Here is a 22414-nt window from a genome sequence, read left to right as displayed (position 1 = left end):
GGATGGAGACATGGGATTCCACGTCGACTCCGAGGCCGGGCGGCTGCGCCGCGTCATCCTGCACCGCCCCGATCTGGAACTGAAGAGGCTCACCCCCAGCAACAAGGACGCACTCCTGTTCGACGACGTGCTCTGGGTGCGCCGCGCCCGGCAGGAGCACGACGGCTTCGCGGACGTGCTGCGCGACCGCGGAGTGGAGGTGCACCTCTTCGGCGATCTGCTCCGTGAGTCGCTGGACATCCCGGTGGCCAGGCGGCTGGTCCTGGACCGGGTCTTCGAGGAGAAGGAGTACGGCCCGCTCGCCACCGAGCATCTGCGGGCCGCCTTCGAGGAGTTGTCCAGCGCCGAGCTGGCCGGGGCGCTGGTCGGCGGGATGACCAAACGGGAGTTCCTGGAACGGCACAGCGAGCCGACCTCCGTCCGCTTCCACGTCATGGACCTGGACGACTTCCTGCTCGGCCCGCTGCCCAACCACCTCTTCACCCGGGACACCTCGGCCTGGATATACGACGGCGTGTCCATCAACGCGATGCGCTGGCCGGCCCGGCAGCGCGAGACCGTCCACTTCGAGGCGATCTACCGCCACCACCCGCTCTTCACCGGTCCGGAAGCAGGGGCCTTCCACCACTGGTCGGAAGGGCAGGACGACTACCCGTCCACCATCGAGGGCGGCGACGTATTGGTCATCGGCCACGGCGCCGTACTCATCGGGATGAGCGAGCGCACCACCCCGCAGGCGGTGGAGATGCTGGCCCGAGGGCTGTTCGACGCCGGTTCGGCGCGCACGATCGTGGCGCTCGACATGCCCAAGCGCCGGGCGTTCATGCACCTCGACACGGTCATGACGATGATCGACGGCGACACCTTCACCAAGTACGCGGGCCTGGGCATGCTCCGTTCGTACACCATCGAGCCCGGTGACGGGCCGAGGGACCTGAAGGTCACCGACCATCCGCCCGAGCACATGCACGACGCGATAGCGCACGCCCTGGGCCTGGACTCGATCCGGGTCCTCACGGCCACTCAGGACGTGCACGCCGCCCAGCGCGAACAGTGGGACGACGGCTGCAATGTGCTGGCCGTCGAGCCGGGCGTCGTGGTCGCGTACGAACGCAACGCGACCACCAACACCTATCTGCGCAAGGAGGGCATCGAGGTCATCGAGATCCGCGGGAGCGAACTCGGGCGGGGACGGGGCGGCCCCCGCTGCATGAGCTGCCCCGTGGTGCGCGACCCGGTGTAGTCCCGGGGGACGCGGTACAGCGGCGGGCAGGGGGCGGCGCGAGGAAGGCGCTCCGTATAGCGATGCATTGTGTCGTATAGACTTCCAAAGTCACCGTACGTGCGATCCTCGCCCTACCCAGGAGCAGTCCCATGGCCATAGACCTCGCAGGCCGCCACTTCCTCAAGGAGCTGGACTTCACGGCCGAGGAGTTCCGCGGCCTGATCGATCTCGCGGCCGAGCTCAAGGCCGCCAAGAAGTCGGGGACCGAAGCGCAGCGGCTGCGCGGCAAGAACATCGCGCTCATCTTCGAGAAGACCTCGACCCGCACCCGCTGTGCCTTCGAAGTGGCCGCCGCCGACCAGGGTGCGTCCACGACGTATCTCGACCCCTCCGGTTCGCAGATGGGCCACAAGGAGTCGGTGAAGGACACGGCCCGCGTCCTCGGCCGGATGTTCGACGGCATCGAGTACCGGGGCGACAGCCAGGCGGCCGTCGAGGAACTGGCCGCCCACGGCGGCGTTCCGGTCTTCAACGGACTCACCGACGACTGGCACCCGACCCAGATGCTCGCCGACGTCCTCACCATGACCGAGCACAGCGAGAAGCCGCTGGAGCGGATCGCCTTCGCCTACCTCGGCGACGCCCGCTTCAACATGGGCAACTCCTACCTGGTCACCGGCGCGCTGCTGGGTATGGACGTGCGGATCGTCGCGCCGAAGCCGTACTGGCCGGCCGAGGAGATCGTCGCCGAGGCCCGCCGGGTGGGCGGGGTGAGCGGTGCGACCATCACGCTCACCGAGGACATCGCCGAAGGCGTCGAGGGGGCGGACTTCGTCGCCACCGATGTCTGGGTCTCCATGGGGGAGCCCAAGGAGGTCTGGGGCGAGCGTATCGAGGCCCTCGCGCCGTACGCCGTGACCATGGACGTCCTGCGCGCCACCCGCAACGCCGACGTGAAGTTCCTGCACTGCCTCCCCGCCTTCCACGACCTCGGCACCGAGGTCGGGCGGGAGATCGCGGCGGCCCATGGGCTGACGGAGCTGGAGGTCACCGACGAGGTCTTCGAGTCCGCGCACTCGGTCGTCTTCGACGAGGCCGAGAACCGGATGCACACGATCAAGGCCGTCCTGGTGGCAACCCTGGCGGGCGTGCCGGGCGACGCGACCCCGGCGGCCGCGAGCTGACGACTGCGACTGCGGCAGTGACTGCATGATCATGCGCCCAATTGGGTGAACATGCGCGAAGGCGACTAATATGGTGCCTCTTGGTGGGGTTCGAGCTCGCACGCTCGAACCCCACTTTCGTGCGTGCCACCCACGGTGCCCGGAGCCCCCCACAGGCGCCGGGGCGCACCTCCCCCCACATGCTCCACCAGAGAAGAGACCCCCCCGTGAGCCCGCTGCGCCCACCGAGCCCCCCGCGCCCGTCCGGGCCGCGCATCAAGAGCCCTCACCAGCTGATCGCCGAGTCCGGCGCCGACCTGGAGGGGCACGGCCTCAAGCGCACCATGGGCCTCTTCCAGCTGGTGTGCTTCGGGGTCGGCGCCGTCGTCGGCACCGGCATCTTCGTCGGCCTCTCCGACAGTGTCGCCGAGGCGGGCCCCGCCGTCGTGCTGTCCTTCGTGCTCGCGGCGATCACCTGCATCTTCACCGCGTTCTCCTTCGCCGAGCTGGGCAGCGCGATCCCGGTCTCCGGCAGCTCCTACTCCTTCGCCTACGCGACGCTCGGCGAGCGCGTCGCCTTCCTCGTCGGCTGGTGTCTGCTGCTGGAATACGGCGTCTCGGTCTCGGCGGTCGCCGTCGGCTGGAGCCAGTACGTCAACGAGCTGCTGAACAGCCTGTTCGGCCGGCAGCTGCCCGCGGCCCTCTCGGCGGGACCGGGCGACGGCGGAGTGATCAATCTGCCCGCCGTCCTGGTGGTCACGATGGCCGCCACCCTGCTGGTGCGCGGTGTCCGGGAGAGTGCGGGGGCCACCACCGCGATGGCGGTCCTCAAGATCACCATTCTGGTCATGTTCTGCGGCATCGCGTTCACGGCCTTCGAACACGGGAACCTCACGCCGTTCCTCGCCCACGGGGCGGGCGGGGTCACCGCCGGTGCGTCGCTCGCGTTCTTCTCGTACATCGGCTTCGACGCCATCACCACCGCGGGCGAGGAGGTCAGGAACCCGCGGCGGAACATCCCGATCGCGATCCTGATCTGCATCGGTCTGGTCACCCTGCTCTACTGCGCCGTCGCGCTCGCCGCCATCGGAGCACTCGGCCCGAAGGCCGTCGCCGGCCGGCCGGCCGCGCTCTCGATCGTCGTCGACCAGGTCACCGGCTCGAACGTCGGCGGCGGGGTCATCGCCTTCGGGGCGGTCGTCGCGATCGCGTCCGTCGTGCTCGCCGTGATGTACGGACAGACCCGCATCCTGATGTCGATGTCCCGCGACGGCCTGATTCCGCGGATCTTCGAGCGGGTCTCGCCGCGGACGGCGACGCCGGTCGCCAACACCTGGATCGTGGCCGTCGTCTTCGCGGTCCCGGCGGCCTTCTCCTCGCTCGACGTGGTGGTGAACCTGACGACCATCGGCGCGCTCGCCACCATGGTCGCGGTGAACATCGCGGTCATCGTGCTGCGCCGCCGCAACCCGGAGGTGACCGGCTCGTTCCGGGTGCCGCTCTACCCGCTGAGCCCGCTCCTGGGGGTCGGCTTCTGCCTCTACCTGATGTACGGGACGGGCTGGGCGACCTGGGTGCAGTTCGCCGCCTTCCTGGCCGTCGGTGCGACGGTGTACGCCTTCTACGGCCGTGGCCGCTCCCGGCTGGCCGCTGCGGAGGCGGGGTGACCGGGGGCCCGGGGTGATGTGCGGGCGGCCGGTCAGCTCCGGGGCGCAGGGGACGGCAGGGTGAACCACACGGCCTTGCCGTGCTCCGTCGTGCGGTGACCGCACGAGGAGCTGAGCGTCCGGATCAGCAGCAGACCCCGGCCGTGCTCCTGCCAGGGGTCCGGCTCACCGCCGGGCCGCGGATGGGAGAGATCGCCGGGCGGGGCGGGGTCGCGGTCGTGCACCTCCACCTGGCAGCCGGTCGGCAGCAGCTCCACCACCAGCTCGATCGGCTCCTCGCCGCGCGTGTGCTCCACCGCGTTGGTGACCAGTTCGGCGGTGAGGAGCTCGGCGGTGTCGGAATCGGCCGGTGCGTCGATGTCCGCCAGGGCCGTACGGATCAGGGCGCGGGCGACCGGTACGGCGACCGTCGAGTGCGGCAGGGCAATCCGCCAGGAGGCGGGAAGGGGGACATCGGGGGGCACAGCGGCGTTTCCGTTCCGGAGTTCGCGGGCTTTCTGGACGACAGCTCTTCTCGGTTTCAACCTTACGAAGTGCAACGAGTCGGACAAGGGTCTGCCGACCGGAATGAAAGGGACGTTCGGCACTGCGTTCTCACACTCCTCGTCTCGCGATTCTCCCGCTCCACGTATCGCGCGCTCGTGACGGGAGTCACGCGCGAGTGATAAGTTCGGTCGCAGGTAGTTGCAGGCAGCGGCCCGACGGCTGAAGGGGAGCCCCCTCCATGAGTCCGTTTCCCAGCTCCGCCCCCCGTACGGACGACTGGCGTCATCTCCGGCTGACGACGGACGACGGAGTTGCCACCGTCACCCTCGCCCGTCCCGAGAAACTCAACGCGCTGACCTTCGGCGCCTACGCCGACCTGCGTGATCTGCTCGCCGAGCTGTCCCGCGAACGCACCGTGCGCGCTCTGGTGCTCGCGGGAGAGGGCCGCGGTTTCTGCTCGGGCGGCGATGTCGACGACATCATCGGCGCGACACTCGCCATGGACACCGCCCAGCTCCTCGATTTCAACCGCATGACCGGGCAGGTGGTGCGGGCCCTTCGTGAAACCCCCTTCCCCGTCATCGCCGCCGTACACGGCGTGGCCGCGGGCGCTGGTGCGGTTCTCGCGCTGGCCGCCGACTTCCGGATCGCGGACCCGTCCGCCCGCTTCGCCTTCCTCTTCACGAAGGTCGGCCTCTCCGGCGGCGACATGGGCGCCGCCTACCTGCTGCCGCGCGTCGTCGGCCTCGGCCACGCCACCCGGCTGCTGATGCTCGGCGAACCGGTCCGGGCTCCCGAAGCGGAACGGATCGGGCTGATCAGCGAACTGACCGAAGAAGGCGGGGCGGATGTACGCGCGGCGGCGCTCGCCCGCCGCCTCGCCGACGGACCGGCCCTCGCCCTCGCCCAGACCAAGGCGCTGCTCACCGCCGAACTCGACATGCCGCTCGCCGCCGCGGTCGAGATGGACGCCGCGACCCAGGCCCTGCTGATGCACGGCGAGGACTACGCCGAATTCCATGCCGCCTTCACCGAGAAGCGGCCGCCGAAGTGGCAGGGCCGGTAGCGCGATGCCACCCGACACGAGCGCGACCGACCCGAGCGCGACCGACCCGGGACCGTCCGCCACGAAGCCGCCCGGCACAGGCCCGTCCGGCACGGCGGTGACGGCGCCCGGTGCAAGCCCGTCCGGCGCGGCGGTGACGGCGCCCGGCGCAGGCCCGTCCGCCACGAAGCCGCCCGGCGTGAAACGGATCGCCGTCATCGGCGGCGGGCCCGGCGGGCTCTACGCCGCTGCCCTGCTCAAGCGGCTCGATCCGGAACGGGACATCACCGTCTGGGAGCGCAACGCCCCGGACGACACCTTCGGATTCGGCGTCGTCCTCTCCGACGAGACCCTCGGCGGCATCGAGCATGCCGACCCCGTCGTCCACCGGGCCCTCCAGGACGAGTTCGTACGGTGGGACGACATCGACATCGTCCACCGCGGTGTGACCCAGACCTCCGGGGGCCACGGCTTCGCGGCGCTGGGCCGCCGCAGGCTCCTGGAGATCCTGCACGAACGCTGCGACTCCCTCGGCATACGCCTCCGCTTCCGCACCGGGGCCCCGCCGGCCGCCGAGCTGGCCGCGACCCACGACCTGGTGATCGCCGCCGACGGAGTCCACAGCCTCACCCGCGCCGCGCACGCCGAAACCTTCGGTCCCCGCCTCACCGACCACCGCTGCCGCTACATCTGGCTCGCCGCCGACTTCGCCCTCGACGCCTTCCGCTTCGAGATCGCCGAGACCGCGTACGGGGTGATGCAGCTCCACGCCTACCCCTTCTCGACCGGCTCCTCCACCGCCATCGTCGAGATGCGCGAGGAGGTCTGGCGGGCCGCCGGATTCGACACCTGCGACGTCGAGCACTCGACCGTGCGCTGCGCCGAGATCTTCACCGAGGCGCTCGGCGGCCGGCCGCTGCGCTCCAACCACTCCTCCTGGCTCACCTTCCGCACCGTCGTCAACGACCGCTGGTCGCACGGCAACACGGTTCTCATCGGCGACTCCGCCCACACCGCGCACTTCTCCATCGGCTCCGGCACCAAACTCGCCGTCGAGGACGCCCTCGCGCTCGCCGCCTGCATCGAGGAACAGCCCGACCTGCCCGCCGCGCTGTCCGCGTACGAGGCCGAGCGCCGCCCGGTCGTCGAATCGACCCAGCGGGCCGCCGCGGCCAGCCTGCGCTGGTTCGAGGAGCTCGGCACCCATGTCGACCAGCCGCCCCGCCAGTTCGCCTTCAACCTCCTCACCCGCAGCCGCCGTGTCACCCACGACAACCTGCGGCTGCGCGACGCCTCCTTCACCGCCGCCGTCGAGGAGGAGTTCGGCTGCGCCCCGGGCACCCCGCCGATGTTCACCCCGCTGAGGCTGCGCGGCCTCCACCTCCGCAACCGCGTCGTCGTCTCGCCCATGGACATGTACTCGGCCGTCGACGGCGTCCCGGACGACTTCCACCTCGTCCACCTGGGCGCACGCGCGCTCGGCGGCGCCGGGCTCGTCATGACGGAGATGGTGTGCGTCAGCGCCGAGGGCCGCATCACCCCCGGCTGCACCGGCCTCTACACCCCCGAACAGGCCGCGGCCTGGACCCGGATCACCGACTTCGTCCATGCGAGCGCGCCCGGGACGGCCATCGGAGTCCAGCTCGGCCACTCCGGACGCAAGGGCTCCACCAAACTCATGTGGGAGGGCATCGACCAGCCACTCGACGACGGCAACTGGCCGCTCACCGCCGCCTCCCCGATCCCGTACACGGACGGCGTCAACCAGGTCCCGCACGCCCTGGACCGAGCCGGACTCGACGCCGTACGCGAACAGTTCGCAGCGGCGGCCCGGCGCGCCGACCGCTGCGGCTTCGACCTGCTGGAGCTCCACTGCGCCCACGGCTATCTGCTCTCCGGCTTCCTCTCGCCGCTCACCAACCACCGCGCCGACCAGTACGGCGGACCGCTGCACAACCGGCTCCGTTTCCCCCTCGAAGTCTTCGACGCGGTCCGCGCCGCCTGGCCCGACGACCGGCCCATGACCGTCCGCATCTCCGCCACGGACTGGGCCGAGGGGGGCACGACGGCCGAGGACGCCGTCGAGATCGCCCGCGCCTTCGTCGCCCACGGAGCCGATGCCATCGACGTCTCCACCGGCCAGGTCGTCCCCGACGAGCACCCGGAGTTCGGCCGCTCCTACCAGACCCCGTACGCCGACCGGATCCGCAACACACTGTGCGTGCCGGTCGTCGCGGTCGGCGCGATCTCCTCCTGGGACGACGTCAACTCCCTGCTGCTCGCGGGCCGGGCCGACCTCTGTGCCCTGGCCCGCCCCCATCTCTACGACCCGCACTGGACGCTGCACGCGGCGGCCGACCAGGGCTACAGCGGACCGGGCGCGCCCTGGCCGCTCCCGTACCGGGCGGGCAGCCGCACCCCGCCGACGGGCCGTACGGACGCACCGAAGCCCCGGCTCACTCTGGGGTGACGGACGGGCACGCGGGGCGGAGGCACGGGGGCCGGGGCCCGTGACGGCCGACGGTGATCCAGCGGCCACGCCGGTGCGGGCGGTCCGCTCACCGCTCCTCCACCACGCTGATCAGCAGCCGGTCCGAGACCGCCCGGTAGCCGATGCGCCGGTACACGCCGTTGCTGGTCGGGTTCGCGAGATCGGTGAAGAGCAGCACCTCCTGTGCGCCGGCCTCCCGTGCCGCCCGGCTGACCTCCGCCGTCACCGCGGCCGCGTACCCCCGGCCGCGGTACTCGTGCGGCGTGTAGACCGCCGCGACCCGTACCGTGCCCGCGATCCGCGGTGAGAGGCCCGCCATCGACACCGGGACGCCGTCGTCCTCCCAAAGGGTCAGCCTGCCGGACGCCGTCCGCTCGTCCAGGATCCGTTCGGCATGGGTGCCGGGCTGGCCGACCTGGTCGGCGAACGCGAGATGCCAGCGCACCAGCAGCTCCCGGTCCGCGGCGACGGCGGCCCGGGGCCTCCCCGACGGGGCCGGGGAAGGCGGAACCAGAGTCTCCAGCCGGTAGAGCCGCTGCTCCTGGTCGACCCGGTGGCCGGGCCACAGGGCGGCCAGCGCCTCGGCGGTGGACCGGTCCGCGTTGATTCCGGTCAGGGGGAGCGCGGCGGCGAGCGGGGCGACCGCCTCCGGGGCGACGGTTCCCAGCAGCGGCGGATACGGCGGGGTCTGCACCAGCGTCCCCGCGACCTCGCCGTCCGCCCCGCGCCACCAGCCCAGCAGCGGGGCGGCGTCGCCGTAGGCGTGCGGGCCGTTGGTGCGCAGGGTCGCGGTGACGGTGAGAACCAGGGTGTTGTCGGCGGGCCGGGCGGCCAGCGAGGCGCCCGCCGCATCGAGAAAGACATCGACGTCATCGGTGAAGGTCCAGGGCATGCCTCATCCTGCCGGGTGTCCGCGGGGGGCGGCACCCGTATTTCCGGGCCGGCCGTCTCGTCGGGTCTTCGGACCGGGTCATCCGTCCCGCAGCCGGAAGCGCTGGAGCTTCCCGGTGGCCGTCCGGGGGAGTTCCGGCAGGAATTCGACGACGCGCGGGCACTTGTGCGGGGCCAGCTCGCCCTTCATGTACGTACGCAGCTCGTCGGCCGAAAGCTCCGTGCCCTCGCGCAGCACCACGTATGCCACCACGATCCGGCCGCGCAGCTCGTCCGCCCGGCCCACCACCGCGGCCTCGGCCACCGCGGGGTGGCGCAGCAGGGCGTCCTCGACCTCGGGGCCCGCGATGTTGTAGCCGGAGGAGATGATCATGTCGTCGGCGCGGGCGACGTAGCGGAAGTAGCCGTCCGCGTCGCGCACATAGGTGTCGCCGGTGAGATTCCAGCCGTGGGCCACGTAGTCCCGCTGGCGTTCGTCGGCGAGATAGCGGCAGCCGACCGGACCGCGTACGGCGAGGAGTCCGGGCTCGCCGTCCGGCACCTGTCTGCCCTCGTGGTCCAGCACCCGGGCCTGCCACCCGGGCACGGGCATGCCGGTGGAACCGGGGCGGATCGCGTCGCCGGCGGCGGAGATGAAGATGTGCAGCAGCTCGGTGGCGCCGATGCCGTTGATGATGCGCAGACCCGTCCGTTCGTACCAGGACCGCCAGGTGGCGACCGGGAGGTTCTCGCCGGCCGAGACGCAGCGGCGCAGCGCGCTCAGATCGTGCTCGTCGAGGTGGTCGAGCATCACGCGGTACGCGGTCGGCGCGGTGAACAGCACCGAGACACGGTGGGCGGCGAGCGCGGGCAGCAGCTGCGCCGGGCCGGACCTTTCGAGCAGCAGGGCACTGGCACCCGCCCGCAGCGGGAAGACCACCAGACCACCGAGCCCGAAGGTGAACCCGAGCGGCGGACTGCCCGCGAAGACGTCGTCGGGCGTGGGGCGCAGCACATGGCGCGAGAACGTGTCGGCGACGGCGAGCACGTCCCGGTGGAAGTGCATGCAGCCCTTGGGGCGTCCGGTGGTGCCCGAGGTGAAGGCGATCAGCGCGACATCGTCCGCTGCCGTGTCCACCGGCCGGTACGGCCCCGGCCTGGTCTCGGCCAGCCGGAGCAGATCGTCCGGGGCGTCACCTCCGTACGCCGTGATCCGCAGCCCCGGCACCTGAGCCCCCACCAGGTCGTCGACCGACCGGATGTCGCACAGCGCGTGGCTCACCCGGGCGATCGAGCAGATGGTGGCGAGCTCGGCGGACCGTTGCTGGGCCAGCACCGTGACGGCGATCGCGCCCGCCTTCAGCACCGCGAGCCAGCAGGCGGCCAGATGGGGTGTGGTGGGGCCGCGCAGCAGGACGCGGTTGCCGGGGACGACCCCCAGACCGGACGTCAGGACGTGGGCGATCCGGTCCACCCGGTCCCGCAGCTCCCCGTAGCTCCAGACCCCGCCGTCGGGGGTACGGAAGGCGGGGCGGTCGGGGCCGAGGCGGTCGGCCGTGCGGTCCAGCAGTTCGGCCGCGCAGTTGAGGCGGGCCGGGTACCGCAGTTCGGGAAGGTCGAAGAGCAGTTCCGGCCACTGGTCCGTGGGTGGCAGGTGCTCCCTGGCGAACGTGTCGAGGTGCGCTGAGGTCTTCGGTTCCATGACGGATCGCCCCCTTGTCGCTTCTGGAGCGTATCGTTTGAGTGACGGTAGTCAACGGTCCGCGATAAGACGAGAAGACGAGACGCGACAAGAGAGGCGCCGGTATGACGGCATTCTCGCTCGATCCGGCACAAACCGCTTGGTGTGAGGAGTTGAGAGTCCTTGCCGAGCAGCAACTGCGCCCCCTCGCCGAGAAAGGCGACCCGGGCCGTGTCAACCGCCCCCTGATCGCCGCACTCGGCGAGTCGGGCCTCCTCGACCGGCTGCTGAGTTCCGGCGCCCTCGACCTCTGCCTCCTCCGCGAGTCCCTGGCCCGCGGCTGCACGGAGGCCGAGACGGCACTGGCCCTCCAGGGCCTCGGCACCCACCCCGTGCTCCGGGCGGGAACCCCGGCCCACCGCGAGCGCTGGCTCCCCGAAGTGCGCGCGGGCCGCGCCGTCGCCGCCTTCGCACTGAGCGAACCGGGCGCGGGCTCCGACGCGGCGGCCCTCGCCCTGAAGGCCGAACAGGCGCCCGGCGGCTGGCGGCTGACCGGCGAGAAATGCTGGATCTCCCAGGCGCCCGAGGCCGACTTCTACACCGTCTTCGCCCGCACGACCCAGGGCGCCGGATCCCGTGGCGTCACCGCGTTCCTGGTCCCCGCCGACCGGCCGGGGCTGACCGGCACGGCCCTCGACATGCTCTCCCCGCACCCCATCGGGGCGCTGGTCTTCGACGGCGTCCCGGTCACCCCCGACGATGTGCTCGGCGAACCGGACCGCGGCTTCCGGGTCGCGATGGACACCCTCAACCTGTTCCGCCCCAGCGTCGGCGCGTTCGCCGTCGGCATGTCCCGCGCCGCCCTCGACGCCACGGTGACGCACACCGCCCGGCGTACGGCCTTCGGGGGCCCGCTGAAGGACCTTCAGGCCGTCTCCCACCAGGTGGCCGAGATGGCCACCCGTACCGAAGCCGCCCGGCTCCTGGTGTACGCGGCCGCCGCCGCGTACGACGCGGGCGAGGCAGGCGTACCGTGCCGCGCGGCCATGGCGAAGCTGTACGCCACCGAGACCGCGCAGTACGTCGTCGACACCGCCGTCCAACTGCACGGAGCCCGCGCCCTGCGCCGCGGCCACCTCCTCGAACACCTCTACCGGGAGGTCCGTGCCCCACGGATCTACGAGGGCGCCAGCGAGGTCCAGCGCACGATCATCGCCAAGGAGCTGTACGCGAACCGGGAGGCGTCCGCATGAGTCCGGTCCACCGGATCAACCCCACCGAGCTGTCGCCGCCCGCGGGCTTCTCGCACGCCGTCACGGTCACCGGCGGCCAACTGGTCTTCCTGGCCGGGCAGACCGCCCTCGACCAGGACGGCAAGGTCGTCGGCGCGGGCCTGCCCGAGCAGTTCGCGACGGCGCTCACCAATCTGCTCACCGCCCTGCGCGCGGCCGGCGGCGCCCCGGCGGACCTGGCCCGGGTCACCGTGTACGCCACCGACGTGGCCGACTACCGCGCCCACGCCGGGGAACTGGGCCGGATCTGGCGGCGGTTGGCGGGCCGCGACTATCCGGCGATGGCGGTCATCGGCGTGGCGAGGCTCTGGGACGAACAGGCGCTGGTCGAGATCGACGGGGTGGCGGTACTGCCGTGAACGGGCCGGAGGGGCCGGACCCACCGGGTCCGGCCCCTCCGGTGACGCGCCGATCGGCGCGGGCCGGTGCGGACGGATGCGCTCCGGCGCCGACCGGCGGGGATCAGTACGGCTTCACCAGCACGTGCGCCGCGCCGGGAATGCCGACCTTCAGCAGCTCGTCCTCCTCGGGCGTGGTCTCGCTGCCCGTCTCCGCCTTCAGCACCGCACGGGACATGGCCTGCACCCACATGGCCCGGGGCCGGCGGCGCGCCTCCCACGATTCGAGGGCCGCGGCCACGTCGGCCTCGGCGTCCAGCGACTCGGCGAGCACCAGCGCGTCCTCGACGGCCATCGCCGCGCCCTGCGCGATGTGCGGGGTGGAGGCGTGCGCGGCGTCACCGGCCAGCACTACCCGGCCGACGTGCCACGGCTCCTCGACCGTCACCTGGGAGATCCGCGAGTACACCACCGCGGTCGGGTCGGTGACCGTGGCCAGCGCCTCGGCGACCGGCCCGGAGAACATCGCCAGCCGCTCCGTGAGCTGCTCGTGGGCCCGCTCCGGGTCCGGGCGGAAGTCCTCGGACTCCGCGAACACCGCGCCCAGGTACATCAGTTCCTCGGTGATCGGCGTGAGCAGCGCCTTCGCCTCCTTGCCCGCGGTGCCCATCACCACACCCCGTACCCCGGGCTGCCGGGGTACGGTCACCCGCCAGTTGGCGAAACCGGTGTACTCGGGGACGTAGCGGTCCCCGTACAGCCGGGTGCGCAGCGGCGAACCGATGCCGTCGAAGCCGACCACCAGGTCCCAGCGGCCGGTGGAGCCGTCGGAGAGGGTGACGTCCACGCCGGAGCCGTCGTCGGCCAGCTCGGTGATGGTGGTGCCGAAGCGGACGGTGGCCCCGGCGGCGACCGCTGCGGTGTTCAGCACCCGGGCGAGGGCCGGGCGCGGGATGCCGTTGTTGGAGGGCGCGTCGCCCATCCTCGGCTGCGGTATCTCGGCGAGCGTGGCGCCGGCCGGGTCGGCGATGGTCAGGATCTCCCACTCGAAGCCGGCCTTGAGGCAGTCGTCGAGCACCCCGATCTCCCGCATGACGTGCAGGGCGTTGGACGGCTGGATGATGCCGACACCGAGCGCTTCCAGTGCGTCGCGGAGCTCGGCGACCTCGACGGTGTGGCCGCGCCGGGCCAGCGCGGTGGCGAGGGTGAGCCCGCCGATGCCGCCGCCGTGAATCAGGACGCGCAGGGGTGATGCCATCTCAGATCTCTCCAGAACGAGAAGAAGTACGGAAGGTACGGGGGAGTGAACGGTCAGCCGACCGCGGCGGGCAGGCTCATCAGGTGGTCCACCAGGGCCAGCAGCACGTCCCGTCCGAACGGCCGCTCGCGCACGTCGCCGATCAGCAGCGGAACGTGCGGATCGAGGTCGAGGGCGGCTCTGATCTCGTCCGGCGTGCGGGTGTTGTGGCCGTGGAAGCAGTTGATCGCGACCACGAACGGGATGTCCCGGCTCTCGTAGAAGTCGATCGACGCGAAACTGGTCTCCAGCCTGCGGGTGTCGGCGATCACCACACCGCCGAGCGCCCCGTTGACCAGGTCGTTCCACATGAACCAGAAGCGTTCCTGGCCGGGGGTGCCGAAGAGGTAGACCACCAGCTCGGAACTGACCGTGATCCGGCCGAAGTCCAGGGCCACGGTGGTCGTGTCCTTCTGACCGACACCGGCCAGGTCGTCGACACCGATGCTGGCCTTGGTCAGGTACTCCTCGGTGCGCAGCGGTGCGACTTCGCTGACCGCTCCCACCAGGGTGGTCTTGCCGACGCCGAAACCTCCGGCGATGAGGATCTTGACTGCGGCGGGGGCCGCCTGACTGCTTGTCATGTTGGTTCAGAGTCTCCGGAGTCCGTCACGAACGGCGGCCAGCAGGCCCATGTCGGCCCCGCCCGCCGCCCGCGCCACCGAGAGCGGGGCACGGGCCAGCAGCAGGCCCTGGGCGACGAGGTCGGCCAGCAGGATCTTGGTCACCGACACCGGGAGGCCGAGGTCGGACGCGACCTCGGCGACCGCGGACGGGCGGCGGCAGCGCTCCAGGATCAGCCGGTGCTCCGGCTGGAGCCTCCCCGGCAGGATCGGCGCTCCGTGCTCGTCCCGCGGGTCCTGGGCGGTCGTCAGCACGGTGATGAGACTGAAGTCGTCCCGCTCGGGAGCGGTCCGGCCCCGGGTGATGGTGTACGGGCGCACCATCGTGCCCGCCCCGTCCTCCTCGGCCTCCTCCTCCCAGTACGGGGTCACGCGCGCTGCCCGTCCCCGGTACCGAAGGCGTCGAACTCACCACGGACGGGGGTGCTGAGCTTCTTGCCGACCTGCTGTACGAGGTTGTGCATGGCGAGCGACATGATCTCGGCGTCCACCTCCTGGGAGGCGATCACCGCGAGGTGGGTGCCCTGACCCGCCGAGATGATGAAGAGCCAGAGGTCCGCCAGTTCGACGATCACCTGGTGGACGCCGCCGCCGTTGAAGAGCTGGCCGACACCGCGGGCCAGGCTCTGCTGGCCGGTGCAGATGGCGGCCAGCCGCTCGGCGTCGGCACGGTCGATGGTGCGCGAATGGCTCACCACCAGACCGTCGTCGGAGAGCAGCACGGCGTTCAGGGTCTCGGCCACCGAGTCCACCAGGCCGTCGAGCAGCCAGTCGAGATCCTGGTGAGTGGCGGTTGTGCGTGTCATGACCGTTCTTCTCTCGTGGGGAGGGGGGTGGCGGGCGGAGTGGGCTGCGTCGTCGTCTCGTCGGTCGCGCGGGCCGCGCGGGAGCGGCGCTGGAACGCTCCGATCGCGGCTCCGGCCCGCCGAGGGGCCGGTCGCAGCTGCGGGTTCTCGTCGTGGCCCGGCGGCGTGGGCGCGGCGGGCCGGGCGGCCGGGGCGATCCGCAGCTCGTCCGCCAGGCTGGTCTGCCGCACCCGGCGCGGCAGCGGGGGCTCCGCACCGGGTGCGGGAAGGGCGAGCCGGCCGGACCCGCCCTCCGGGCGGACGGCGTCCGGCTCCGGCGGCGCGGGATGGTCGGGCACGGACACCGGCAACTGCGCGGGGCGGGCGACGTCCGAACCGGACTGCCGGGGCCCGGGGACCGGGAGACCGTGGACCGGAGGGGCGGAACGGTCCGCCCCGATGCCGCCCGAGGGGTACGGGGCGGCGTACGACCCCTGCGGGGTCGAGTAGGACTCCTCGGACACCGGGTACGGGTTCTCCGGCGTCGAGTTCGGCGGCCGGTCCACGGGGTACTGGCCGGCGGCCGTCATGTACGGCTGCTCGGCCGCGTCGTAGGGGGTCTCCTGCGCGGCGTACGGCCCGGCCGGTGCGGTCGGCGCGGAGTACGGGCCGACGGGCACCCCGTACGGATCGTCCGGTGCCGGGACCGCGTTCTCCGGTTCCGCGTACGGCTGCTGCGGAGCCGGGTACGGCTGGTCCGGGGCCCGATACGGCTGGTCGGACGCCTGGTACGGCTGGTGTCCCCGCTCCCGCTCCGGTGCCGCGTACGGCGGCTCCTCGGTGGCGTAGGGCGCGCCCGCCGCGTTCAGCGCGGTGACTCCGGCCAGTGCCTGGCCCTGGACGCGGGTCGGCAGTGCGTCACCGGCCGCGGGGGCCGCGGTGGCCGCTGCCGAGGGGGCGGCGGGCGCGGCAGCGGGGGACGGCACCCCGACCGGGCCGGAGTGCGGTTCGGAGACGGTGAGCTCGTCGGGAACGAGTACGACCACCCGCGTACCGCCGTACGCCGAGGAGCGGAACTCCACCCGCAGGCCGTGCTGGTCCGCGAGGCGTGCGATCACGTACAGACCGAGCCGGATGTCGTCGGAGTGGGCGAGCACGTCCATCCGGGGCGGCCGGACCATCAGCTCGTTGGCCGCGGCCAGCTGGTCCTCCTCCATCCCCAGGCCCCGGTCCTCGACCTCGATGGCCAGACCGCGGCTCACCTTGGCGGCCCTGACCTCCACCGGGGCGGGCGGCCGGGAGAAGCTGAGCGCGTTCTCGATGAGCTCGGCCAGCACGTGCGAGACCGGGCCGACGGCCCGTTCCGACAGCCAGGGGCTGCCGTCGAGGTCCAGCACCACACGCCGGTAGTCCTGCACCTCGCCCTGGGCGGAACGCATCACGTCCAGCAGCGGGACCGGCTTGCGCCAGCGCCGGTGCGGGGAGCCGCCCGCGAGGATCACCAGGTTCTCCTCGTACCGCCGCAGTCGGGCGGTGAGGTGGTCGAGGTCGAAGAGGCCGTCCAGCACCTCGGGGTCCTCGTGCCTGCGCTCCAGCTCGTCCAGCTTCTTCAGCTGCTGGCCGATCAACTGCTGGGTGCGGCGCGCGATGCGCTGGAGCAGCCGCTCGAAGCCGCGGTGCTGGTCGGCCTGCTTGACGGCAGCCGCCAGCGCACTGGTGCGCGCCAGGTTGAGCGCTTCACCGAGCCGGGTCAGCTCGTCGTCCTTGGCGCCCTTGCCGTCGTGCTCGATGGCGCGGGCCTCGGCCTCCACATCGATGCGCTCGCCGCGGCCCAGCCGCTCGACGACATCGGGCAGGTCCTTCTCCAGCTCCTCGGCCCGCTCCTGCAGCCTGCTGATCCGGCGGCGGAGGTTGCGGGTGAGGCGCCAGGTGGTCCAGATGACCGCGATCACGGCCACCAGACCGACCACCGTGGTCAGCACCATCTTGAACAGCAGCGACATCACACTGCCCTTGCCCTCTTCGACCACGAGGGCGGTGCGGTGCTCCAGCAGCTTCTCGATCTGCGGAGAGACCTCGTCCATCGCGCCACGCCAGGTCCTCTCCTGGACGCCGACATCGACGAAGCCGCCGGCGTCGGCATCGGCCGGCCGCAGCACCTCGTTCTCCACCCGCGTCTTGGTCTGCCAGGCCGGACTGTGGGTGATCTTCTCCCACATGGCCTTCTCGTCCGACGGCAGATAGGGGACGACCTTGGTGGAGTACTGGAGCGACTGGCCGGAAACAGCCTCCCGGATCAGCGCCAGATCCTCGGTGCTCAGCTTCCCCTTGGACCAGCCGCGCGCCAGCAGCGCGTCCGAACGGGAGATCATCTCCTTGGTCCAGAAGAGGTCGACGAGCGGCTGCGAGAGCGTGGTGATGCGGCCGTTGTCGACATGGCTGAGCGCGGCGAAGAGTTCGAGGTCGACCTCGATCAGGTCCGTGTAGTAGCCGTACACGGCCTTCTGCTGGTCGCTGCCGCCGTTGTCGACGAGGGTGCGCTGGGCGGGCAGTTGGTTGATCTCCGCGCGGGCCTTGCCGACCGCGTCACGGACCTCGGCGGGGGCGTCGTCGGTCGCCACGTCGGAGAGCGACTGAAAACTCCTGATCGCGTCGTCGGTCTTCTTGCGCTGCCGCTCCAGCGCGTCGGTGGGGCCCTTGTGCCGGGAGAGCGCCTCGGCGCTGAGCCGGCGCTCCTCCTGCAGGTTGTAATAGACGATGTTGGACGGCTGGCCCGCCTTCTGGGCCAACTTCCCCTGAGTTGCCTGGCGTTGGAAGTCCAGCAGGGTCTGGCCACTGGTGACGGCCCAGAGGGCGGCCAGGGCGACGCCGGGGACGATGGCCAGGACGAGCAGGGCTGTCCGCAACGACATGGTGGTCGATTCGGTCCGCCGTGAGGCGCGCGTGCGCAGGGCGTGCTCCTTGACGATGATGCCAGCCTCACGACTGGTCAAATCCGTTGAGAACTTCGACACATCGATAGTAGTCACACTGCAAAAATGAAAAGAAAGTGGGCTCACAAGTGCATCACTGATCACGCACAACTCGATCACCGTGGCCTGGAGTGCCCGGTTCGGGCCGATCCGGGGTGGTTCGAGTAGCGGACGGGGTGGCCAAGGGGGACGCTGGAACGGTCCGTACGGAGTCACGAACCGGCCCAGGAAGGCCACCTGTGGCCACCGAACAGCCCCCGCACCCCGCAGCCCGGTCGTACGACGGTGACGGCGTCACCGTCGGCTACGGCGTCCGCCGCTGCCCGCACGCCGCCGAATGCGTCCGCGGTCTCCCGTCGGTCCTCGACACCGGCCGCAAGCCGTGGATCCAGCCCGGGAACGCCCCGGCCGACGCCGTCGCCGACGTCATCCACCGCTGCCCGAGCGGTGCCCTGCAGTACCACCGCACCGACGGTGCCCCCGACGAGGAGCCGGAGGTGCCGACCCATGTCTCGCTGCACGCCGACGGCGTACTCCATCTGCGCGGCGACCTCGAAGTGGCCACTCCCCGGGGGCCGCGCCAGGAGACCCGGGTGATGCTGTGCGGCTGCGGACGCACCGGGAACACGCCGTACTGCGACCACAGCGGGGTCTGCGGCGAGCACGAGTGAGCGCGAGAGCGCGGGAGAGGCCCGGTGGGAGAGCCCGTCGGCCGGTGCCCGCGAGGTCCGGTGCGGGGGACCGGTGAACTCGGCGCGGCGTGCCGGGCGCGGCGCGCCGTACGGGTGAAGCGGGTTCAGGGATATATCTCTGTTTAGTGCCCTTTGTTCGTGATGCATCGTCCAGGCCCCGGACGCCCGACCGGGGCGGGCGCGGGACGCCCCCCGGGGCCGTATGACCGCGCTCATCGTCTGCCACTTCGTCCTGGCCGCCTGCGCGCGACCACTGGTACGAGCGCTGGGCAGGCGTGCCTTCGTCGTGCTCGCGCTGCCACCGGCCGCCGCCACCGTGTGGGCGGCCACGCAATGGAGCACCGCCGCATCCGGCGGCTCGGTCACCTGGTCCTGGCGGTGGATGCCGGCCTACGACGTCACCGTCGACCTGCGGCTCGACGCGCTCGCCGAGCTCATGGTGCTGCTCGCGGCCGGAATCGGCACGCTCGTCCTGCTCTACTGCGCCTCGTACTTCACCGACGGAACCCCCCAACTGGCCGGATTCGCCGGGAACCTCCTCGCGTTCGCGGGCGCCATGCTCGCCCTGGTCCTCGCCGACGACCTGATCTCGCTCTATGTGTTCTGGGAGCTGACCACGGTCTTCTCGTACCTGCTGATCGGGTACGACAGCGAGCAGAAGCACAGCCGCCGCTCCGCCCTCCAGGCACTCGTCGTGACCACGCTCGGCGGCCTCGCGATGTTCGTCGGTTTCCTGATCATCGGCCGGTCGGCGGGCACGTACCGGATCTCCGCCATCCTCGCCGACCCGCCCGGGGCGAGCCTCGCCGTCTCGGTCGCGGTCGTGCTGATCCTGTGCGGGGCCCTGTCGAAGTCGGCGATCTGGCCGTTCAGCCTGTGGCTGCCGAACGCCATGGCCGCGCCCACCCCCGTCAGCGCCTATCTGCATGCCGCCGCGATGGTGAAGGCCGGTGTCTACCTGGTCGCCCGGCTCGCCCCCGGCTTCGCCGACGTGCCGGTCTGGCGGCCCGTCGTGATCGTCCTCGGCGCCGCGACCATGCTGCTCGGCGGCTGGCGGGCACTGCGCCTGAACGATCTCAAGCTCGTCCTCGCCTACGGCACCGTCAGCCAGCTCGGCTTCCTCACCCTGCTCGCCGGGGCCGGCACCCGGGACACGGCCCTGGCCGCCGGCGCCATGATCCTGGGCCACGCCCTGTTCAAGGCCCCGCTGTTCCTCGTCACCGGCATCGTCGACCACGCGGCCGGCACCCGCGATCTGCGCAAGCTCTCCGGCGTCGGCCGGGCGCTGCCGCACGTCTGCACGGTCGCGGTACTCGCCGCCGCGTCCATGGCCGCCCTGCCCCCGCTGCTCGGCTTCGCCGCGAAGGAGGCCGCGTTCGACGCGCTGCTGCACGGCGACACGGCCGACCGCTGGGCGCTGGGCGTCACGGTCGCGGGCTCGGCGCTGACCGTCGCGTACACCGTGCGGTTCATCTGGGGCGCCTTCGCCCGCAAACCCGGGGTCGAGGACACCCCGGTGCACCGGGTCGGCCCGGCGTTCCTCGCACCGCCCGCGCTGCTCGCGGTCGGCGGGCTGGTGCTCGGACCGGGTGCCGGATGGGCCGACCGGCTGCTCAGCGCGTACGCGGACACGTTCCCGCCGACCGCGCATCCCTACCATCTCTCGCTCTGGCACGGACTCGGGACGGCCCTGCTGCTCTCGGCCGTCGCCACGGCTGCCGGCGTGGTGCTCTTCATGGCCCGCACCACCGTGACCGGGCTGTCCCGGCGGATCGCCTGGCCGACCGCCGACAGCGTCTTCGGGCATCTGCTGCTCGGCCTGGAGCGGCTCTCCCTCCAGCTCACCGGCTTCGTCCAGCGCGGCTCGCTCTCCGTGTACCTCGCCACCACCCTGCTCGTGATGCTGGCCGGCCAGCTCACCGTCCTCGGTGTGGACCGGCCCTGGCACGGGGCGGTCGTCCCGAGGGCCTGGGACGTCCCGCTGCAGGGCGCCATCGCCGTGCTGACCTGCGCGGCCGCTCTCCTCTGCCTCACCGTCAGCCGGCGGATGAAGGCCGTGGTCCTGGCCGGGCTGACCGGATACGGCGCGGCGCTGCTGTTCGTCGTCCAGGGCGCTCCGGACCTGGCGCTCACCCAGTTCTGCGTCGAGACCGTGTCGATGATCGTGTTCGTGCTGGTGCTGCGGCGGATGCCGGTGTACTTCCAGGAATCGGTCAGCACCTGGCGGCGTGCCGTACGCATTCCGGTGGCGCTGGCAGCGGCGGCGACGCTCGGCGTGGTGGTCTGGGTCGCGGCGGCCGCCCGTACGGCACGACCGGCGGGCGCGGCCATGGTGGAGGAAACCGCCCACCACGGCCTCAAGGACGTCGTGGCCACCATTCTGGTCGACCTGCGCGCCTGGGACACGATGGGGGAGTCCGCCGTGCTCGCCGCGGCGGCGATCGGGGTGACGAGCCTGATCTATCTGCACCGCCGCGCCGAGGGAGCGTCACTGCGGGAAGAGGTGCGGGGGCGTACCGCCTGGTCGCTGACCGCTCCGGAGATGACGGGACTTCCGCACGGCGACGAAGGGGCGCCGGAGCGCGGCTGGCTCGCGGCCGGTGCCACGCTCGCCCCCGAGCACCGCTCGATCGTCTTCGAGGTCGTGGCCCGGCTGCTGTTCCACCCGGTCCTGGTGCTCTCGTTGTACCTGCTGTTCTGCGCCGAGAACATGCCGGGCGGCGGCTTCGTCGGCGGACTCGTCGCCGGACTCGCCCTGATCACCCGCTACCTGGCGGGCGGCCGCTTCGAACTCGCCGAGGCCGCGCCGCTGCAGCCCGGACTCTTCACCGGCCTCGGACTGTTCATCTCCACCGGCGTCGCCCTGCTCGGTCTCATCGACGGAACGGTCCTGCACGCCTGGACCCACCACGGCCGGCTGCCGCTGATCGGTGAATACCACCTGGGCACCCCGGTCCTCTTCGACTTCGGGGTCTATCTGCTGGTCCTGGGTGTGGTGCTGGACATCGTGCGCGCGCTGGGCGCCAAGATCGACCGGCAGATCGAGCGGGCGGCGGTCGAGAAGGCGGCCGCCGCGAGGACCGGCACCCCACCGGGACCCGCACCGGGGACGGGAGGCACCACCGGATGACGGTGAGTTTCTCGCTCCTGGCCACCGCCGCGGTGCTGTGCGCGGTCGGCGGCATCCTCATGCTCACCCGGCCCCTCACCCGCATCCTGCTCGGTGCGGTGATCGCGGGCAACGGCATCAATCTGCTCATCCTCGCCGCGACCGGATCGGCGGGCCGGGAACCGCTCCTCTACGGAGTCCCGCTGGGGAAGGTCACCGACCCCCTGCCGCAGGCCATCGCGCTCACCGCGATCGTCATCACCCTCGCCACCACGGCGTTCCTCCTCGCCATGGCCTACCGCGGCCACCAACTGACCGGCACGGACGAGGTCCATGACGACCTGGAGGACCGGCGCATCGCCCTGCGCGCCGAGGTGCTGGGGGAGCGGGACGAACTGCGCGAGCGGTACCGGTCCGCCCCCGAGGTCACCGACGAGGAACGCGCCCGGTACCACGAGGAGCGGCGCCGCCTGCGGGCCAGGCTGCGCGCCGACCGCGCACTCCAGGCCCGCGGCCGGTACGCCACCGGCGACCTCTGGCACGACGTACTGGGCGCGGACCCCGAGGACTACGCACAGGGCCGGTCCCGCCCCGATGCGGACCCCGAGGACGATGCGCGGGAAACGTCCCACCCCGACGCGGACCCTGAGGACGATGCGCAGGAAACATCCCGCCCCG

Annotated in this window: 17 protein-coding genes and 1 pseudogene; 10 read left to right on the top strand and 8 right to left on the bottom strand. The window is 71.8% G+C overall.

Annotated elements, in window-relative coordinates; translation table 11 throughout:
- The first annotated feature begins 10 nt into the window (after positions 1-10).
- The 3 genes from ACIOMQ_RS11410 to ACIOMQ_RS11400 all read left to right on the top strand — a co-directional run bounded on the left by ACIOMQ_RS11410 (position 11) and on the right by ACIOMQ_RS11400 (position 4055).
- Positions 11-1243 (top strand): arginine deiminase, encoded by a 1233-nt coding sequence (locus ACIOMQ_RS11410; protein ID WP_362201934.1) that lies wholly within the window; start codon positions 11-13, stop codon positions 1241-1243.
- 131 nt (positions 1244-1374) lie between these two features.
- Positions 1375-2409 carry an ornithine carbamoyltransferase gene (argF, locus tag ACIOMQ_RS11405; RefSeq protein ID WP_401263609.1) on the top strand — a complete coding sequence of 345 codons (1035 nt, stop codon included), beginning with the start codon at positions 1375-1377 and terminating at the stop codon, positions 2407-2409.
- Between the two features lie 179 nt (positions 2410-2588).
- Positions 2589-4055 carry an amino acid permease gene (locus tag ACIOMQ_RS11400; protein ID WP_402188704.1) on the top strand — a complete coding sequence of 489 codons (1467 nt, stop codon included), beginning with the start codon at positions 2589-2591 and terminating at the stop codon, positions 4053-4055.
- A gap of 32 nt (positions 4056-4087) precedes the next feature.
- On the opposite strand, the gene ACIOMQ_RS11395 is transcribed toward ACIOMQ_RS11400, so the two are convergent.
- Positions 4088-4519, bottom strand: a complete 432-nt coding sequence (locus ACIOMQ_RS11395) for an ATP-binding protein (RefSeq protein WP_362201926.1) — start codon at positions 4517-4519, stop codon at positions 4088-4090.
- A 260-nt stretch (positions 4520-4779) separates the two neighbouring features.
- Between ACIOMQ_RS11395 and ACIOMQ_RS11390 the strand changes: the two genes are divergently transcribed.
- The gene (locus ACIOMQ_RS11390; RefSeq protein WP_362201923.1) at positions 4780-5607 is read left to right on the top strand and encodes an enoyl-CoA hydratase family protein; all 828 of its coding nucleotides are present in this window, start codon (positions 4780-4782) and stop codon (positions 5605-5607) included.
- A 4-nt stretch (positions 5608-5611) separates the two neighbouring features.
- Positions 5612-8056: a bifunctional salicylyl-CoA 5-hydroxylase/oxidoreductase gene (locus ACIOMQ_RS11385; RefSeq protein WP_402188702.1), complete on the top strand. Its 2445-nt coding sequence runs from the start codon at positions 5612-5614 to the stop codon at positions 8054-8056.
- An 88-nt stretch (positions 8057-8144) separates the two neighbouring features.
- Here the strand turns inward: ACIOMQ_RS11385 and ACIOMQ_RS11380 are convergent, their stop codons facing one another.
- Both ACIOMQ_RS11380 and ACIOMQ_RS11375 read right to left on the bottom strand, forming a co-directional pair.
- A complete protein-coding gene (locus ACIOMQ_RS11380; protein ID WP_402188700.1) occupies positions 8145-8969 on the bottom strand; it encodes a GNAT family N-acetyltransferase in 825 nt (274 codons plus the stop codon).
- 78 nt (positions 8970-9047) lie between these two features.
- On the bottom strand, positions 9048-10649 hold the full coding sequence (locus ACIOMQ_RS11375; protein ID WP_362201913.1) for an AMP-binding protein: 1602 nt from the start codon (positions 10647-10649) through the stop codon (positions 9048-9050).
- A gap of 104 nt (positions 10650-10753) precedes the next feature.
- Between ACIOMQ_RS11375 and ACIOMQ_RS11370 the strand changes: the two genes are divergently transcribed.
- Entirely contained in the window at positions 10754-11881 is a 1128-nt protein-coding gene (locus ACIOMQ_RS11370; RefSeq protein WP_401986451.1) for an acyl-CoA dehydrogenase family protein, read from the top strand.
- Complete coding sequence (locus ACIOMQ_RS11365) at positions 11878-12279, top strand: RidA family protein (RefSeq protein ID WP_362201907.1); 402 nt, start codon at positions 11878-11880, stop codon at positions 12277-12279. Before ACIOMQ_RS11370 ends, ACIOMQ_RS11365 begins: the two co-directional genes overlap by 4 nt.
- Before the next feature lie 103 nt (positions 12280-12382).
- Here the strand turns inward: ACIOMQ_RS11365 and ACIOMQ_RS11360 are convergent, their stop codons facing one another.
- The 5 genes from ACIOMQ_RS11360 to ACIOMQ_RS11340 are packed head-to-tail and all read right to left on the bottom strand — an operon-like array spanning position 12383 to position 17956.
- Positions 12383-13516, bottom strand: a complete 1134-nt coding sequence (locus ACIOMQ_RS11360) for an FAD-dependent monooxygenase (protein ID WP_362201904.1) — start codon at positions 13514-13516, stop codon at positions 12383-12385.
- 53 nt (positions 13517-13569) lie between these two features.
- Positions 13570-14139 (bottom strand): ATP/GTP-binding protein, encoded by a 570-nt coding sequence (locus tag ACIOMQ_RS11355; RefSeq protein WP_362201901.1) that lies wholly within the window; start codon positions 14137-14139, stop codon positions 13570-13572.
- A 6-nt stretch (positions 14140-14145) separates the two neighbouring features.
- Positions 14146-14550 carry a DUF742 domain-containing protein gene (locus ACIOMQ_RS11350; RefSeq protein WP_401263613.1) on the bottom strand — a complete coding sequence of 135 codons (405 nt, stop codon included), beginning with the start codon at positions 14548-14550 and terminating at the stop codon, positions 14146-14148.
- Positions 14547-14984, bottom strand: coding sequence for a roadblock/LC7 domain-containing protein (locus ACIOMQ_RS11345; RefSeq protein WP_362201898.1), 438 nt, complete (start codon positions 14982-14984; stop codon positions 14547-14549). The genes ACIOMQ_RS11350 and ACIOMQ_RS11345 overlap by 4 nt, the downstream gene beginning before the upstream one ends.
- Entirely contained in the window at positions 14981-17956 is a 2976-nt protein-coding gene (locus ACIOMQ_RS11340; RefSeq protein WP_402188698.1) for a nitrate- and nitrite sensing domain-containing protein, read from the bottom strand. Before ACIOMQ_RS11340 ends, ACIOMQ_RS11345 begins: the two co-directional genes overlap by 4 nt.
- Before the next feature lie 218 nt (positions 17957-18174).
- On the opposite strand from ACIOMQ_RS11340, the gene ACIOMQ_RS11335 reads away from it, so the two are divergent.
- The 3 genes and pseudogenes from ACIOMQ_RS11335 to ACIOMQ_RS11325 form a co-directional block, all read left to right on the top strand.
- Complete coding sequence (locus ACIOMQ_RS11335; protein WP_402188696.1) at positions 18175-18606, top strand: (4Fe-4S)-binding protein; 432 nt, start codon at positions 18175-18177, stop codon at positions 18604-18606.
- Between the two features lie 223 nt (positions 18607-18829).
- Positions 18830-21757, top strand: coding sequence for a Na+/H+ antiporter subunit A (locus ACIOMQ_RS11330; protein WP_402188694.1), 2928 nt, complete (start codon positions 18830-18832; stop codon positions 21755-21757).
- Positions 21754-22356: pseudogene (locus ACIOMQ_RS11325) on the top strand (Na(+)/H(+) antiporter subunit C); the annotation flags it as partial. The gene ACIOMQ_RS11330 and the pseudogene ACIOMQ_RS11325, both read left to right, overlap by 4 nt.
- Positions 22357-22414 lie beyond the last annotated feature (58 nt).

The organism is Streptomyces sp. NPDC087845 (assembly GCF_044742755.1).
Classification (GTDB): domain Bacteria; phylum Actinomycetota; class Actinomycetes; order Streptomycetales; family Streptomycetaceae; genus Streptomyces.
This window is presented reverse-complemented; position numbering and strand designations above follow the sequence as displayed.

Excerpts from the sequence above, each read along its gene's own strand:
- ACIOMQ_RS11410 (WP_362201934.1), top strand. The coding sequence starts at position 11 with ATGGGATTCCACGTCGACTCCGAGGCCGGGCGGCTGCGCCGCGTCATC.
- argF (WP_401263609.1), top strand. The coding sequence starts at position 1,375 with ATGGCCATAGACCTCGCAGGCCGCCACTTCCTCAAGGAGCTGGACTTC.
- ACIOMQ_RS11400 (WP_402188704.1), top strand. The coding sequence starts at position 2,589 with ATGCTCCACCAGAGAAGAGACCCCCCCGTGAGCCCGCTGCGCCCACCG.
- ACIOMQ_RS11390 (WP_362201923.1), top strand. The coding sequence starts at position 4,780 with ATGAGTCCGTTTCCCAGCTCCGCCCCCCGTACGGACGACTGGCGTCAT.
- ACIOMQ_RS11385 (WP_402188702.1), top strand. The coding sequence starts at position 5,612 with ATGCCACCCGACACGAGCGCGACCGACCCGAGCGCGACCGACCCGGGA.
- ACIOMQ_RS11380 (WP_402188700.1), bottom strand. The coding sequence starts at position 8,969 with ATGCCCTGGACCTTCACCGATGACGTCGATGTCTTTCTCGATGCGGCG.
- ACIOMQ_RS11375 (WP_362201913.1), bottom strand. The coding sequence starts at position 10,649 with ATGGAACCGAAGACCTCAGCGCACCTCGACACGTTCGCCAGGGAGCAC.
- ACIOMQ_RS11370 (WP_401986451.1), top strand. The coding sequence starts at position 10,754 with ATGACGGCATTCTCGCTCGATCCGGCACAAACCGCTTGGTGTGAGGAG.
- ACIOMQ_RS11365 (WP_362201907.1), top strand. The coding sequence starts at position 11,878 with ATGAGTCCGGTCCACCGGATCAACCCCACCGAGCTGTCGCCGCCCGCG.
- ACIOMQ_RS11360 (WP_362201904.1), bottom strand. The coding sequence starts at position 13,516 with ATGGCATCACCCCTGCGCGTCCTGATTCACGGCGGCGGCATCGGCGGG.
- ACIOMQ_RS11355 (WP_362201901.1), bottom strand. The coding sequence starts at position 14,139 with ATGACAAGCAGTCAGGCGGCCCCCGCCGCAGTCAAGATCCTCATCGCC.
- ACIOMQ_RS11345 (WP_362201898.1), bottom strand. The coding sequence starts at position 14,984 with ATGACACGCACAACCGCCACTCACCAGGATCTCGACTGGCTGCTCGAC.
- ACIOMQ_RS11330 (WP_402188694.1), top strand. The coding sequence starts at position 18,830 with ATGACCGCGCTCATCGTCTGCCACTTCGTCCTGGCCGCCTGCGCGCGA.